4 protein-coding genes are annotated in these 17,058 nt (G+C 73.6%); 3 read left to right on the forward strand and 1 reads right to left on the reverse strand.

Features of this window, described 5'->3' with window-relative positions:
- Window positions 1–33: 33 nt before the first annotated feature.
- Window positions 34–13,446 (reverse strand): SDR family NAD(P)-dependent oxidoreductase, encoded by a 13,413-nt coding sequence (locus ACWCHM_RS07710; RefSeq protein ID WP_454221871.1) that lies wholly within the window; start codon window positions 13,444–13,446, stop codon window positions 34–36.
- A gap of 217 nt (window positions 13,447–13,663) precedes the next feature.
- On the opposite strand from ACWCHM_RS07710, the gene ACWCHM_RS07715 reads away from it, so the two are divergent.
- The 3 genes from ACWCHM_RS07715 to ACWCHM_RS07725 all read left to right on the forward strand — a co-directional run bounded on the left by ACWCHM_RS07715 (window position 13,664) and on the right by ACWCHM_RS07725 (window position 17,015).
- Window positions 13,664–14,062, forward strand: coding sequence for a YybH family protein (locus tag ACWCHM_RS07715; RefSeq protein ID WP_204961473.1), 399 nt, complete (start codon window positions 13,664–13,666; stop codon window positions 14,060–14,062).
- A 183-nt stretch (window positions 14,063–14,245) separates the two neighbouring features.
- Window positions 14,246–15,424 (forward strand): acyl-CoA dehydrogenase family protein, encoded by a 1,179-nt coding sequence (locus ACWCHM_RS07720; RefSeq protein ID WP_204961474.1) that lies wholly within the window; start codon window positions 14,246–14,248, stop codon window positions 15,422–15,424.
- Window positions 15,425–15,596: 172 nt separating this feature from the next.
- Window positions 15,597–17,015, forward strand: a complete 1,419-nt coding sequence (locus ACWCHM_RS07725; protein WP_204961475.1) for a flavin monoamine oxidase family protein — start codon at window positions 15,597–15,599, stop codon at window positions 17,013–17,015.
- Window positions 17,016–17,058: the final 43 nt, after the last annotated feature.

Genomic DNA, 17,058 nt, shown 5'->3' on the forward strand with positions numbered 1-17,058 from the left:
TTCGTTGCGTCAGGGCCAGGTGCGGGCGGCCGGTCAGTCGCCCTCGTCGATCAGCGCGAACAGCTCCTCGTCACTTGCCACGTCCAGGTCGGCGTCGGCGTCGGTGTCGGTCGTGACGACCCGGAGCAGGTCGCGCAGCCGCGCCGTGATCGGATCGTGTGCCTCGCCCAGGACACCGCCCTCGACCGCCGCCCGCAGGGTCTGACCGAGGCGGTCCAGGTCGGTCAGCAGCGCCTCGGCTTCGGCCCCCTCGGCGGGTCCGACGAGGTCGTCGATGAAGGCGGCGAGGGCGTCGACCGTGGGATGGTCGAAGACCACGGCGGCGGGCAACCGTACGCCGACCGCGTGGCCGAGCCGGTTGCGCAGCTCCACGGCGGTCAGCGAGTCCAGGCCCAGGTCCTGTAGGGCCCGGGCGCCGTCGAGTCCGGTCGGGTCGCCGTGGCCGAGGACCGCCGCCACCTGGTTACGGACCAGGTCGGTGAGGACGTGCCGGCGCTGCGCGGGTGGCAGGTCAGCCAGTCGCGGACCTGCGGGCGCACCGGTGGCCGGCGCGGCGGACCGGGGGCGCGCGGGGGCGGGAACCAGTCCGCGCAGCATCGGGGGCACCTCGTCACCGGCCCGCAGCGTGGCCAGGTCGAGCCGGGTCAGCGCGTACGCCGGATCGTCGCCGGACACCGCGGCGTCGAAGAGGACCATCGCCTCGTCGCTGGCCAGCGGTCGCAGACCGGACCGGCTGAGCCGTTGGCGGTCGCCGTCGGTCAGGTGGCCGGTCAGCTCGCTCGCCTGCTCCCACAGACCCCAGGCCAGGGAGGTGCCGGGCAACCCCTCGGCGCGTCGGTGGGCGGCGAGCGCGTCGAGGTAGGTGTTGCCGGCCGCGTAGTTGGCCTGCCCGGCGGTGCCCAGCACCCCGGCCACCGACGAGTACAGCACGAACGCCGCGAGATCCAGGCCGAGGGTGAGCTCGTGCAGGTTCGCCGCCGCCGTCACCTTGGGGCGCAACACCCCGGCCAGCTGGTCGTCGGTCAGCGCGGTCACCACGCCGTCGTCCAGCACCCCCGCCGTGTGCACGACGGCGTGCACGGGATGCTCGGCGAGGACGGCGGCCAGCGCCGCCCGGTCGGCGACGTCGCAGGCGGCGAACCGGACCCGGGTCCCCGACCCGGCCAGTTCCTCGGCCAGCTCCGCCGCGTGCGGGGCGTCCGCCCCCTGCCGACTGACCAGGAGCAGGTCCCGGACGCCGTGCTCGTGCACCAGGTGCCGGACCAGGACCCGGCCCAGTGAGCCGGTCGCACCGGTGACGAGGACGGTGCCCGCGTCCCAGCGCGGCCCCTCGGACCGGGGTCCGCCGGTGGCGCGGGCCAACCGGGGTACGAACATCTGCCCGGCGCGGACCGCCACCTGCGGCTCGCCGAGGGCCACGGCCGCGCCCACCACCGCCTCGTCGGGCTCGTCCGCGTCGACCAGGACGATCCTTCCCGGTTGCTCGGTCTGCGCGGAGCGGACCAGGCCCCATACCCCGGCCTGCGCCAGGCCCGCGCGGGTCGGTGGGCCCGGCCCGGCCGCCCCCCGGGTCAGCAGGACGAGCCGGCCGTCGGCGAACCGGTCGTCGGCCAGCCAGCGCTGTACGACGTCGAGGGCGTGCCGGACCACCGCACCCGGATCGGCGTCCGTCGCCGGCACGGGCACCACCACCAACGGGGGCACCGCGTCCCCGGTGACGGCGAGGTCGTCGGTCCACCACTGGGCCGTCGGCCGGGCGGGCGGCCCCGCCGGCGCCGGCACCCAGTCGACCCGTAGCAGCGCGTCCGCGACGACGTCGCGCCCCGGCTGTGCGACGGGTGGGCGCAGGGTCAGCGACCCGATCCGGGCGACGAGGGCGCCGCCGCCGTCGGTGACGGTCAGCGCCACGGTGTCCGGGCCGGTCTCCACGAGCCTGACCCGCAGGGTCGTCGCGCCCGCCGCCACGACCCGCACCTGCGACCAGGCGAACGGCACGAGGGAGCGTCCGTCGTCTCCGGCGGCGATCGGCAGCAGCGGGTGCAGTGCGGCGTCCAGCAGCGCCGGGTGGACGACGAAGCCTCCGGCGGCGGCACGGTCCGCCTCGTCCAGCGCCACCTCGGCGTAGTGCACCGCGTCGGCACGCCACATCCGGCGCAGGCCACGGAACGCCGGGCCGTACTCGTGGCCCTGTTCCGCGAGCCGGTCGTAACCGCCGTCGAGGTCCACCTCCACGGCGTCCGGCGGTGGCCAGGCCAGCAGCTCCGCGGCACCGGCGTCCTGCGCCGGGGCGACGGTGCCGGTGGCGTGGGACGTCCACGGCTGCTGCCCGTCGGCACGGGCGTGCAGTTCCACCCCGCGCGCGCCGTGCGCGTCCGGTTCGGTCACGAGCAGTTGCAGGTGCAGGGGTCCGTGGTCGGGCACCACCAGCGGCCGGAGCACCGACAGCTCCGCCACCTGTGCGCAGCCGATCTCCTCGCCGGCCCGGAGCACCAGTTCCAGCAGGGCGGTGCCGGGCAGCAGCACCACCCCCTGGATGCGGTGGTCGGCGAGCCACGGCGCGGTGGCCAGGTCGACCTGACCGCTGAACACGTGGGCGGCGCGTCCGGCCAGCTCCACGGCGGTGTGCAGCAGCGGATGGCCCAGGCTGCCACCGTCGGCGGCCGGCGTCGGCAACCAGTACCGTCGGGTGTGGAACGCGTACGTCGGCAGGGTGGTCCGGCGGCCGCCCGGGAACACCGCCGTGGCGTCCCACGGGGTGCCGGCGAGCCGGAGCCGGGTGAGCGCGGTGGTGACGGCGGACGACTCGGACGTCCTGGCATCGAGCAGCGGGGTGAGGACGAGGTCGGGGTCGGCGTCGGGCAGGCACTCCCGGGCCAGCGCGGTGAGCACGCCGGCCGGACCGATCTCCAGGTAGCCGCCGACCCCGAGCGAGTCGAGCGACAGGACGCCCTGGTGGAAGTGGACGGTGCCGCGGATCTGCCGGGCCCAGTAGTCAGGCGTGACCAGTTCGGCGGGATCGGCGAGGGCGCCGGTGAGGTTCGACACGATCGGGATCGACGGCTCGTGGAAGGTCAGCCCGGCCAGCACGGTACGGAACGCGTCGAGCACCTCGTCCATGTGCGCGGAGTGGAAGGCGTGACTGACCGGCAACCGGTGTGTCCGGGTGCCCCGGGCCCGCAGCGTCGCGGCGAGGGTGTCCACCGCGGCGCGGTCCCCCGAGACGACTGTCGCCGCCGGTGCGTTGAGCGCCGCGACGGCCACCCCGGCCGGTGCCGGCAACTCGGCTATCGCGCAGCGCACCTCGTCCTCGCCGGCCTGCACCGCCAGCATCGCGCCGTCCTCCCGGGCGGACTGCATGAGCCGGCCACGGGCGGCCACCACCGTGCAGGCGTCGCGCAGGTCCCAGACGCCGGCCAGGTGGGCGGCGGTGACCTCACCGATCGAGTGCCCCAACAGGTAGTCCGCCCTGATCCCGTACCGCTCGACCGTCCGGTACAGCGCCACCTCGACGGCGAAGAGGGCGGCCTGGGTGTACCTGGTCTGGTCCAGCAGGGCGGAGTCGGCGGTGCCGGGTTCGGCGAACAGCACGGTCCGCAACGGGCGGGGCAGTTCGGGGTCGAGGTGGGCGCAGACCGCGTCGAGGCTCTCGGCGAACACCTGGTGCTGCGCGTACAGCTCGCGGCCCATGCCCAGCCGCTGGCTGCCCTGGCCGGTGAACAGGAACGCCACCCGTCTGCGGTCCGGGCCGGCGAGCCGGCCGTGCAGCACGCCGGGACCGGATTCCCCGGCGGCCAGGGCGGCCAACCGGGTCAGGAGTTCCGTCCGGTCGCCGCCGACCACGGCGGCCCGCCACGGCAGCACCGCCCGCGTGGTGTCCAGTGAGAAACCGACGTCGGTGGGGTTGAGGTGGGGGTGGTTGGTGAGGTGGTGGTGGAGTCGGGTGGCTTGTTGGGTGAGGGTGTGGTGGTTGTGGGCGGAGATGATGAGGGGTTGGTGGGGTGGGGGGTTGGTGGTGGGTGGTGGTGGGGTGGGTGGGGTGGGTGGTTGTTCGAGGATGACGTGGGCGTTGGTGCCGCTGATGCCGAAGCTGCTGACGGCGGCGCGGCGGGGTCGGTCGGTGTCCGGCCAGGGTCGGGCGTGGGTGAGGAGTTTGATGTTGCCGGTGGTCCAGTCGACGTGGGGGGTGGGTTCGTCGGCGTGGAGGGTGGGGGGGAGGGTGGCGTGGCGGATGGCTTCGATCACTTTGATGATGCCGCCGACGCCGGCGGCGGCCTGGGTGTGGCCGAGGTTGGATTTGAGGGAGCCGAGCCAGAGTGGTTGGTCGCGGTGTTGTCCGTAGGTGGCGAGGAGGGCTTGGGCTTCGATGGGGTCGCCGAGTCGGGTGCCGGTGCCGTGGGCTTCGATGAGGGTGATGTCGTGGGGTTGGAGTCCGGCGTTGTGGAGGGCTTGGTGGATGACGCGTTGTTGGGCGGGTCCGTTGGGTGCGGTGAGTCCGTTGGAGGCGCCGTCTTGGTTGATGGCGCTGCCGCGGATGATGGCGTGGATGTGGTGGCCTTGTTGTTGGGCGTCGGTGAGGCGTTGGAGGAGGAGGAGTCCGGCGCCTTCGGACCAGCCGGTGCCGTCGGCGTGGGTGGAGAAGGGTTTGCAGCGTCCGTCGGGGGCGAGTCCGCGTTGGCGGGCGAATTCGGTGAAGGTGTGGGGTTGGGTCATGATGGTGGCGCCGCCGGTGAGGGCGAGGTCGCATTCGTGGTTGCGGAGTGCGGTGGCGGCGAGGTGGAGTGCGACGAGTGAGGATGAGCAGGCGGTGTCGATGGTGATGGCGGGGCCTTGGAGGCCGAGGGTGTACGCGATCCGCCCCGACGCCACACTGGACAGGTTGCCGGCGAGCAGGAAACCCTCGTGGTCCTTCGGCGGGTTCGGTCGCCCCGTCGCGTAGTCGTCGTACATGGTGCCGATGAAGACTCCGGTGTTGGTGCCGTGGAGGGTGGTGGGGTTGATGCCTGCGTGTTCGAGGGTTTCCCAGGCGGTGTGGAGGAGGAGTCGTTGTTGGGGGTCGGTGGCGGTGGCTTCGCGGGGTGACATGTTGAAGAATTCGGCGTCGAATTGGTCGGCGTTGTGGAGGAAGCCGCCGTGTTGGGTGTAGGTGGTGCCGGGGTGGTCGGGGTCGGGGTGGTAGAGGGTGTCGAGGTGCCAGCCTCGGTTGGTGGGGAATGTGGTGATGGCGTCGGTGGTGGTGGTGATGAGGTGCCAGAGTTCGTCGGGGGTGTTGGCGTTGCCGGGGTAGTGGCAGCCCATGCCGATGATGGCGATGGGTTCGTCGGTGGTGTGGGTGGTGGTGCGGGTGACGGCGGTGGTGGTGTTGGTGGTGTTGGTGAGGCGGTCGAGCAGGTAGCGGGTCAACGCCCCCACCGACGGATGGTCGAACACGACGGTGGCGGGTAGCCGCAGCTGCGTGACTTCGCCGAGCTGATTGCGCAGCTCGACGCTGCCCAACGAGTCCAGCCCCAGATCCTTGAACGGACGGTCCGGGTCGATCCTGCTCCCGTCGGGGTGCCCCAGGGCCCTCGCCGTCAGCTGCCGCACCAGTTCCCGTACCCGTGGCTGGCGGTCCTCCTCGGCCAGGGCGGTGATCTCGGCGGCGAGGCCCTGCACCGCCCCGCCCGCCACCCGGCCCGCCGTCGCCGCCGGCCGTGCGGGTTGCCCGGGCCGGGTCCGGCCCCGCAGGACGGCGGCCACGGTGTCGTCGGCCGAGCCGTGGGCGCGGGTGACGATCCCCGCCGGCACCAGCAGCGCGTGGTCGGTACGCGCCACCGCCGCGTCGAACAGCGCCAGACCGGCCTGCGGCGACAACGGCGTGACCCCGGCCCGGTGCCACCGGCCGACGTCCGCGTCGGTGAGTCGCGCGCCCATCCCGGCCGAGGCGTCCCACAGTCCCCACGCCAGTGACACCGCCGGTGACCCGGCCGCCCGCCGGTACGCGGCGAGCGCGTCGAGGTACGCGTTGGCCGCCGCGTAGTTCGCCTGCCCCGGCGTGCCCAGCAGACCCGAGACCGAGGAGAACAACACGAGGGTGACGGGTTGCCCGCGGGTCAGCTCGTGCAGGTGCCGGGCGGCGGTCACCTTCGGCCGCAGCACCGTGTCGATCTGCTCCGGGGTGAGGGCCTGCACCGTCGCGTCGGCCAGCACACCCGCCGTGTGCACGATCGTCGTCAGCGGATGGTCGGCCGGAATGTCGTCGCGTACGCGCAGGAGGTGGTCGCGGTCGGTGGCGTCCGCGGCGACGATCCGCACCTCGGCGCCGGCGTCGGTGAGTGCCGCCGACAGCTCGGCGGCACCGGGGCTGTCCGGTCCGCGCCTGCTGCTCAACACCAGCCTGCGCACCCCGTGCGTCGCAACGAGATGACGGGCCAGCAACGCGCCGAGCCCTCCGGTGCCACCGACGATCCACACCGTGCCGTCGGCCCCGGGAAACGGCACGGGTGGGGTCGGCCCGGGGTCGGCGAGCGGCGTCAACCGGGGCACCCGCAGCTGCCCGGCCCGGACCGCGACCTGCGGCTCCCCGGTCGCGAGCGCGACGCCCAGCAGGTCGTCGCCCCGGTCGTCGAGGTCCACCAGGACGAACCGGCCGGGATGCTCGGCCTGGGCGGAGCGCAGCAGACCCCAGACGGGCGCGGCGTCCAGGTCCCCGACGCCCTCACCGGGGCCGGTGGACACGGCGTGCCGGGTGACGACGGCCAGTCGGGTGTCGAGCAGTTCCGGATCGGCCAACCAGTCCTGCACGAGCCGCAGCACCCGGGCCGTGGTCGCGTACGGCTCCCGCGGACCGGGGTCGTCGCCGCCGAGGCGCACCACGGCGAACGGCGTGTTCCGGGCCGGCCCGGGATCGTCGGTGATCTCCACCCACGAGGGGACGTCCCCGGCCGGAGCCGCCACGGCGGGCCACTCCAGGACGTGCAACCGGCCCCCCGGGTCAGCGGCGAGCCGGTCGGCCGGCGCCGCGCGCAGGGTGAGGACCCGGACGGTGGCCACCGGCCGGCCGGTGACCTCGGCCAGTTCCACCGTGGCCGCGTCGCCGTCGGCGTCGGTGATCCGGACCCGGACGTCCGTCGCCCCGGTCGCGTGCACCTGGACACCGGCCCAGACGAACGGCAGGTTGATCAGGTGACCGGCGTCCCCTGGCGCACGGTCCAGGACCAGGGCGTGCAGGGCGGCGTCGAGCAGGGCCGGGTGCAGGGCGTACCGGGCCGCCTCGTCGCGCAGCTCGGCGGGCAGGCTGATCTCGGCGTACCGGTCCGCGCCGTGCCGCCACCGGGCACGCAGGCCACGGAAGGCCGGGCCGTAGTCGTAGCCGAGGGCGGCCAGTTCCGGGTACGCGTCGTCGCCGGCCTCGGCCACCGCCCCGGCCGGCGGCCAGGCCACCGGCATCGGCGGGGCCTCCCCGGCGGGGCTCAGCGCACCTGACGCATGCCGGGTCCAGTCCGTCCCCGCCGGCCCGGTCGTCTCGTCGGCGGCGTAGATCCCGACGTCGCGGGTGCCGTCGGGGCCGGGTGCCGCGACCACGACCTGCACCCGGACGGGACGGTCGAGCCGCAGCGGCACCTCCAGGGTCAGCTCGTCGAGCTGCGGTACGCCACACCGCAGCCCGGCGGCGACGGCGAGTTCCACCAGCGCCGCGGCCGGCAGCAGCACCGCGCCGCCGACCACGTGCCCGGCCAGCCAGGGCTGCTCGGCCAGGCTCAACCTGCCGACGAGCACCAGTTCGTCGCGGCCGGCGACGGTCGTCCCGGCCCCGAGCAGCGGGTGACCACCCCGGTCGAGGCCGAGGCCGCGCGGATCCGGCGTCGGGTCGCCGGCCAGCCAGAACCGGGTGCGTTGGAACGCGTACGTGGGGAGTTCGACGGTGCCGGCGTCAGGCGTCAGCGCCGACAGGTCGACCGTCGCGCCGGCCACGTGGGCCTGCCCCAACGCGGCGACGAACGTGCCGGCCTCGGCGAGGTCACGGCGGAGCACCGGCACGACGGCCACCGGCTCGTCGGGGAGGCAGTCGTGCACCAGCGGGGTCAGCGCCGCGTCCGGTCCGACCTCGACGAACAGTCCGGCCCCCGCGTCGCGCAGGGCGCGGGTCGCGTCGGCGAACCGGACCGTGTCGCGGATCTGCCCGACCCAGTAGTCGGCGGCGGCGAGGTCGCCGTCGGTGACGAGCCCGCCGGTGACCGTGGACACGAACGGGATGCGCGGCGGGTGGTAGGTGACCCGCCTGGCGGTGACCCGGAACTCGTCGAGCACCGCGTCCATGTGTGCCGAGTGGAAGGCGTGGCTGACCGCCAACGTCCGGGTCCGGCGGCCCTGCGCCGCCCAGCGCGTGGTGACGTCCGCGACCGCCTCGCCGTCACCGGAGATGACCACGGCCCGTGGCCCGTTGACCGCCGCGATGCTCACCGCGTCGTCCCACCCGGCCAGGTCGGGTCGGAGTTCGGCCTCACCGGCCTCGATCGCGGCCATCGCGCCGCCGGTCCGCGCCGCCTGCATCGCCCGTCCCCGGGCGGCGACCAGCCGCGCCGCGTCGTCAAGCGACCACACCCCGGCGACGTGGGCGGCGGCGAGCTCCCCGATGGAGTGTCCGGCGACCAGGTCCGGCACCAGCCCGTGGTGTTCGAGCAGTCGGGTGAGGGCGACCTCGACCGCGAACAGGGCCGGCTGGGTGTACGCGGTGTGGTGCAGCCGGTCGGCGTCCGCCGTGCCGGGCGCGGCGAAGACGACGTCCCGCAACGGCCGGTCGAGGTGGGGCGCGAACGCGGCGCACACGGCGTCGAACGCCGCCGCGAAGACCGGCGCGGCGGTGTGCAGCTCGCGTCCCATGCCGAGGCGCTGGGCGCCCTGGCCGGTGAAGACGAACGCGGTCCGGTCCGCCCGCCTGGCGGTCCCGACGAGCACCGACCGGTGTGGCCGTCCCTCGATCAGGGCGTCGAGGCCGGCGAGGAGTTCGGTCCGGCCGGTGCCGAGCACCACGGCCCGCTCCTCGAAGGCCGTGCGCGTGGTGGCCAGTGAGCGGGCGACCGAGGCGGGGTCCACCTCGGGCGTCCCGGCCACCCGGGCACGCAGGCGACGGGCCTGGTCGGTCAGCGCCGCCCGGTCCCGGCCCGAGACCGCCCAGGGCACGGGGAACGGCCCGGGTGCCTGCGGCGGGGGCTCGGGCCACGGCTCGCCCTCCTCGATCACGACATGGGCGTTCGTACCGCTGATGCCGAACGAGGACACCGCCGCCCGGCGGGGACGCCCGGTGCGTGGCCACGGGCGCGCGGTGGTCAGCAGCTCCACCGTGCCGGCCGACCAGTCCACGTGCGGTGTCGGCCAGTCGACGTGCAGGGTACGGGGCAGGGTGCCGTGCCGCATCGCCTGCACCATCTTGATCAGCCCGCCCACCCCGGCCGCCGCCTGGGTGTGGCCGATGTTCGACTTGAGTGACCCCAACAGCACCGGGCCGGTGCCGTCCCGGTCCCGGCCGTAGGTGGCCAGCAGCGCCTCCGCCTCGATCGGGTCGCCGAGCCGGGTGCCGGTGCCGTGTGCCTCGACCGCGTCGATGTCGGCCGGTGTCAGCCGGGCGTCGGCGAGCGCGGCGCGGATGACCCGTTCCTGGGACGGTCCGTGGGGTGCGGTGAGCCCGTTGGAGGGGCCGTCGGAGTTGACCGCCGTGCCCCGGATGACGGCCAGCACCGGGTGACCGTGGCGGCGGGCGTCGGAGAGCCGTTCCACCACCAGCATCCCCACCCCCTCGGCCCACGAGGTCCCGTCCGCGGCGGCGGCGAACGGCTTGCTGCGCCCGTCCGGGGCGAGGCCCCCCTGGCGGGAGAACTCGGCGAACATCCCGGGGCCGGACATGACCGCCGCGCCGCCGGCGAGCGCCATGGACGATTCGCCGGAGCGCAGCGAACGCACCGCCGTGTGCAGGGCGACCAACGACGAGGAGCAGGCGGTGTCGATGGTGAGGGCCGGCCCGAGCAGGCCGAGCTGGTAGGCGATGCGGCCCGACATCAGGCTGCTGGTCGAGCCGGTCAACACGTGACCGGCGACCTCGTCGGCCGCGTGGTGCATCCGGGGTCCGTAGTCCAGGGTGGTGCCGCCGACGAACACCCCGGTCCGGCTGCCCCGCACCGATCGCGGGTCCAGACCGGCCCGTTCCAGGGCCTCCCATGCGGTCTCCAGCAGCAGCCGCTGCTGGGGGTCCATCGCCAGCGCCTCGCGGGGGGAGATGCCGAAGAAGTCGGCGTCGAACAGCGCGGCGTCGTACAGGAATCCGCCCTGGTCGACGGTGCCGGGTGGGGTGCCGTCCGGGTCGGCGCAGAGGTGCTCGGGCCACCCCCGGTCGGTGGGGAATCCCGCGACGGCGTCGGTGCCGTCGGCGACCAGTTGCCAGAGCTCCTCGGGGGAGCTGACCCCGCCGGGGTAGCGGCAGGCCATGCCGATGACGGCGATCGGTTCGACCGGGTCGGTGGGGGCCTGCGGAACGTCGACGGTCGGCTCACCGGCGGGGTCGAGCCGGGTGAGCAGATGGTCGATCAGCTCACCCGGGGTGGGCCGGTCGAAGAGCAGTCCGCTGGGCAGTGCCAGGCCGGTCGCTGCGGACAGGGCGTCGCGCAGCTCGACCGCCATCAGCGAGTCGAAGCCGAGTTCCCGGAAGGTCTGCTCCAGGGCGAGGTGACGTCCGGCGTCGGCCCCCAGGACCGCGTTGACGTGGGTCTGGACCAGCTCGGTCAGCGCCGCCGGGTCGGCCGGCGGCACGCGCCCGACGGTCGACGCCGCGAGCGCCGGTGCCGGTGCGGTCGGCTGCCGGGCGGCGGTGGCCGGTGCGGCGTCGGCCGGCGCGGGGGAGTCGCCGTCGCGCAGCCAGTGCCGTTCCCGTTGGAACGGGTAGGTCGGCAGGGCGATCCGCCGCGCGTCGTGCCGGCCGTGCACGGCGGCCCAGTCCACCTCGGCCGCGCCGGTGACGAACACCCGGGCCACGGCGTCGAGCAGGGTCCGCGTCTCGTCCCGGCCGGCGCGCAGCGCGGCGACCGCGGTGGAGCCCGTCCGGTCGACCACGGCGGCGTCGACCAGGGCCGCGCAGACCGCGTCGGGACCCAGTTCGAGGTACGTCGTGACGCCGTCGGCCTCCACCGCACGTACCGCGTCGAGGAAACGGACCGGACGTCGCACCTGGTCGACCCAGTACCCCGGGTCGGTCGCCTCCGCCGCGTCCAGCGGCCGACCCAGCACCGTGGAGACCACGGGTATCCGTGGTGGCCGTAGCTCCAGGGTGGCGACGACCGCCCGGAAGTCCGCGAGCATCGGTTGCATCAGCGGCGAGTGGAAGGCGTGGGAGACGGTGAGGCGACGACTACGACGCCCCAGGCCGGCCAGTTCGGCGCTGACCGCGTCCACGGCCTGCGCGGTGCCGGAGACCACGACGGCCTCGGGACCGTTCACCGCCGCTATCCCGGCGACGTCCCGGTACGGTTCGAGCAGGGCCGTGACCTCCTGCTCACCGGCCTGGACGGCGACCATCGCGCCCCCGGCGGGTAGCGCCTGCATCAACCTGCCCCGTGCGGCGACCAGGGTCGAGGCGTCGGCCACCGACAGCACGCCCGCCACGTGCGCCGCCGCCAGCTCGCCGATGGAGTGGCCGACGAGCCGGGCCGGCCGGACCCCCCAGGACTCGACGAGCCGGTACAGCGCCACCTCCACCGCGAACAGGGCGGGTTGGGTGAAGCCGGTCTCGTCGAGATCCTCGCCCGAGGCGATCACCTCGGCGAGCGGACGGTCCAGGTGCCGGTCCAGGTGTGCGCAGACCTCGTCGAACGCCGCCGCGTAACGCGGGAAGCGGGCGTACAGCTGCCGGCCCATGCCGGCCCGCTGGCTGCCCTGACCGGTGAACACGATGCCGAGCGCACCGGGTCGGGCCGTCGCCGTCACCAGACCGGACGCCGGTCGGCCGGCGGCCAGCGCGGCCAGCCGCTCCCGGAGTTCCCCGCTGTCGTCGCCGAGCACGACGGCCCGGTGGGCGAACCGGGCCCGGCCGGTGGCCAGCGTCCAGCCGACGTCCACGATGTCCGGGTCGTCGGCCGCGACGGCCGAGCCCAACCGGTCGGCCTGGGCGCTCAGCGCCGCCCGGTTGCGGGCGCTGAGCACCCAGGCGACCGGTGCGGGGGCCGGGTCGCCGTCGGGTCGGGCGACGTCCGGGGCCGGCGGGGCCGCCGCGACGACGACGTGGCAGTTCGTGCCGCCCATGCCGAAGGAGCTGACCCCGGCGATCAGCCGGCGCTGCGGGTGCGGCCACGGGGTCAGCTCCCGTTGCACCTCGATACCGAGTTCGTGGAACGGGATCGCGGGGTTGGGACTGGTGAAGTTGCGGTGCGGCGGAAGCTCGCGGTGTACCAGGCTGAGCAGCACCTTGAGTAGACCGACGATCCCGGCGGCGGCCTCGAGGTGCCCGACGTTCGTCTTCGCCGACCCGATGCGCAGGGTCTGCGCCGCCGGCCGGCCCCGCCCCAGCGCGTCGCCGAGCGCGGTGGCCTCGATCGGGTCGCCGAGCGGGGTGCCCGTGCCGTGCGCCTCGACGTACTGGACTTCGCCGGGCTCGACACCGGCCCGGCGGTACGCCTCCCGCAACACCTCGGCCTGGGCGTGGGCGTCGGGCACGGTGAGGGAGGGGGCGGCTCCGCCGTGGTTGACGGCGCTGCCGCGGATCACCCCGTAGATCCGGTCGCCGTCGGCCACGGCGCGGTCCAGCGGTTTGAGGACGACCACCGCGCCGCCCTCGCCGGGCACGAAGCCGTTGGCCCGCGCGTCGAAGGCGTAACTCTCCCCGTCGGGGGACAGCGCGCCGAACCGCTCCTGTACGACGGCCTGCTCGGCCAGCAGGTCCAGGGTCACGCCGGCGGCGATGGCCATGCCGGACTCCCCGCTGCGCAGGCTCTCGCAGGCCAGGTGCACGGCGACGAGTGACGAGGCCTGCGCGGCGTCGACCGTCACGCTCGGCCCGTGCAGGTCCAGGAAGTACGAGACGCGGTTGGCGATCACCCCGCGGTTCAGGCCGGCCATCGTGTGGGCGGTGACGGCCCCGGTCCCCTGCCGGTACAGCAGGTTGGCGTAGTCGTCGCGTAGCGCGCCCACGAAAACGGCCGTGTCGCTGCCCCGCAACGTCTCCGGCGCCGTCGCCGCGTCCTCCAACGCCTCCCAGGCGAGTTCGAGCACGAGCCGCTGCTGCGGGTCCATCGCCGCGGCCTCGCGTGGCGAGACCGCGAAGAACTCGGCGTCGAAGTCCCCGACCTGGTCGAGCCGACCACGGCGGCGTCCGTCGGTCCCCGTGCTCAGCCCACTCGCACCGGCGCGGAGCAGCGCCCAGAAAGCACCGGGGTCGGCGGCGGCCGGTAGCCGGCAGGACATTCCGATAACAGCGATAGACGTCAAAGCGCTTTTCCTTACCGGAGGAGGCGTTGGCTGGGCGCGGTGGCGTGATCTTCTCAACGTCATCCTGCGGTCGGTTGCTCAATGGGTGGTCATTGGCGGGTAACCATTGATGCCCGTTGACCCGATTTCTGCGTAATGACGGACGGTGGGCGCGCGATGAATTCGCGTCGCTAGTTTCACTCGTAAGCCGTTTGCCGAGGACGCCGGGAGGCCCCAGATGACCACCGCCATCGACCACGAAAGTCTCGTCAGGAGTGCCGAGGAACACGGGAACCGCTACATCGAGGCGTTCAACAGCGGCGACCTGGCCGTGATCGACGCGATGTACACCGAGGACGCCATCTCGGTCTGGGAGCCCGGGAACCCGCTCAGCGGCGACGCCCGCCGGGAGGCGCTCGCGGAGTTCATCGCGCAGCGGCCGAGGATGACCGCCACCCTGCGTGAGTCGCACGTCACCGGGACCGCCGCGTTGCTCGTCGTCGACTGGGCGATCGACGTGCCCCTGGAGGACGGCGGCACCGAGCACCTGGAGGGCGTCGGCCTCGACGTGCTCCGGATGGGCCCCGACGGGAACTGGCGTTTCGCCGTCGACAACCCGTTCGGCACGGACGCCTGACCGTCCGGTCCGGACCCACCCGCCGCCGCACCGCACCCGCCCGGGTGCCGACCGGTCGGTTCATCAACCGGTCATCGAACGGTCATCGCACCCCGCCCCCGCGGCGATTGCCGTGCGATGACCGCCCCTCGTCACACTTCATCACTGTGTCCGCGGTGATCCGCAGGAAGCCAGGGAGACCCCATGACAGGCAGCGAGACCGAGTCGACGGCCGTGCGTGACGCGGTTCGTACGATCGTTCCGCGACTGCGCGACAACGGCACTCAGGCCGAGGAACAGCGCTGGATACCCGACGAGAACATCGCCCTGCTGGAGAAGGCAGGGGTGTTCCGGGTCGGCGTGCCCAAGCGGTTCGGCGGGATCGAGGCGTCACTCGCCGAGCAGTTCGCGATCGTCACCGAGATCTCCCGGGGCTGCGCCTCCACCGGATGGGTGGCGGCGGCCTGGATGGAGGGGGCCTGGGTCGCCTCCCTCTACCCGGACGAGGTACAGGCGGACATCTACGCCTCCGGTGCGGTCCGCATCTCCGGCGGCCTCGCCCCCACCGCGATGTTCACCGAGGTCGAGGACGGGTTCCTGCTCAACGGCAGCTGGGGTTTCAACACCGGCTGCCGGGGTGCCGACTGGAACTTCGTGGCCGGGGTCCGTGAGCTGCCCGACGGTGAGATGGAGCCGCTGTACGCCCTCGTGCCGATGGACAAGTTCGAGATCGCCGACGACTGGCACGTCTCGGCCGCCGCCGGCACCGGCAGCTTCACCACCTCGGCCACCGACGTGCACGTGCCCCGCCAGTACGTCGCCAGCGCCGAGGAACTCGTCACCGGCACCACCGGGGGCCGCTCGAACGTGGGCGCGACAGGTCGCAACTACGGGCTGATCACCTATGTGGCGGCGCTGTCGATCGCCGTCTACGTCGGTGCCGCCCAGGGCGCGTACGACACGTTCGTGGAGCGCCTGCCGGGCAAGCCGATCGCCTACACCAACTGGACCGACGCGCGTGAACACCCGCTCGTCCAGCTCAAGGTCGCCGCGGCGGCGAACGCGATCACGGCGGCGCAGGCGTTGGCCGCCGGGTTCGTCAAGCGCCTTCAGCAGCGCGCCGACGCCGGTGAGCATCCGTCGGTCGAGGACAGCGTCACCGTGCGCGGCCAGGGGGGTTTCGCGTTGCGGTTGCTCAAGGACGCCGTCGAGGACCTGCACGACGTCAGCAGCGCCTCGTCGCTGGTGCGCAGTCTGCCGTTCCAGCGCTTCTACCGGGACCTGGAGGGCCTGTCCCGGCACGGGATGATGACCCCGAACACGAATCTGGAACTGCACGGCCGACTGTTGCTCGGCCTCGATCCGGACACCCTGTTCCTCTAGGACGGCCCGCCGCCGCGTCGGGCCGGTCACCCATCCGCCGGCCGAGCCGGCATCCGAGCCCCCCGCTGTCCAGCGGGGAGATCAATCCGACACACCGCAACCCGCCCGACACCGCCCGGTGTCAGGCGGGTTGCGGTGGCCCGACCTTTCCGGGGGGAAAGTGCACGCGTCAGTGCAAGGAACACGCTCGACCGGCTCCGGTAACAGCCGTCGTACCTTCCTGAAGGGTGCCGGAGCGGCCCTTCTCGGTGCGGCGACCGGCCTGCCCGTCGCCGCGCGGGCAACCGCCGGCTCGCCCCGCACCGTCACCGATGCCATCATCATCGGAGCCGGGTTCGCGGGCATCACCGCCGCCCGCGATCTCAAGGAAGCCGGCCTCAGCTCGGTCATCCTGGAGGCCCGTGGGCGTATCGGCGGTCGTACCTGGAGCTCCACGTTCGCCGGGGCACCCATCGAGCTCGGCGGCGAGGCCATCGACCCGAAGCAGCCGCACGTGTGGGCGGAGGCCGCCCGGTACGGGATCGGCACCACCTCGGACGGCTCGATCGACAGCTTCGTGATGCCCCAGGGCAACGGTTTCGTCATCCTGCCGCCCGCCCAGGCGTCGGCCCAGCTCTCGGCCCTGTTCACCCCGTTCTTCAACGGGGCCGCCAGCCTGTTCCCGAACGCCTTCAACCCGTTCGCCGGTGCCGGCACCGCGCTGACCACCGCCGACCAGTGGTCCATGCGGACCCGGCTCAACCAGCTCGGTTACTCCCCGGCGGACGAGGCGTGGATCAACGGGACCACCGCCGGCCTCTCCGGTGGGTCCAGCAGCCGGGGCGCCTACACCATGCTGGCCCAGTCCTGGGTGCTGGCGGGCAACTCCTACCAGGGCTACGTCAGCATCAACACCTACGGTCTGCAGGGTGGCACCATCGCCCTGCTCAACGCCATGCTGGCGGACTCCCAGGCGACCCTGAAGCTCAACAGCCCGGTGCTGGCGGTGATCCGCAACGGTTCCACCGTCTCGGTGTTCACCAGCACCGGCCAGGAGTACGTCGCGCCGCGCGTCATCGTCGCCGTGCCGGTGAACCTCTGGAAGACCATCGCGTTCGCGCCGCTGCTGCCCTCGGCCTACCTGTCGGTGTCCCTGGCGGGCATCGGCGTGCCGAAGAGCAAGAAGATCTTCATGCGGATCAGTGGTGGCGCGGCGGGTTCCTTCATCGCGCACCCGCCCGAGGGATTCCCCATCTCCACCACCGTGCCGCACACCGAACTGCCCGACGGCACCCGGATCGTCTTCTGCTTCAGCACCGACTCGTCGGTGAGCGGCACCAGCGTCAGCCAGATGCAGTCCCTGATGCAGCAGTTGTCCCCGGGTGTGCAGGTGCTCGCCACCACCGCGCAGAACTGGGGGACCGACCCGTACTCCCTCGGTGGGTGGTCCTGCCGGCAGCCCGGCCAGCTGACCGGCCCCTACCAGAGCATCCAGCAGCCGCAGGGCCGGATCGCCTTCGCCGGCAGCGACATCGCCAACGGCTGGAGCGGCTACATCGACGGTGCCGTCGAGTCGGGCAAGCGGGCGGCACAGCAGGCGCTCGCGATGTGATCCGCAACGCGGGACGGGTGCGCGTCGAACCGACGGGCACCCG

It is taken from the genome of Micromonospora sp. SCSIO 07396, from assembly GCF_053667945.1.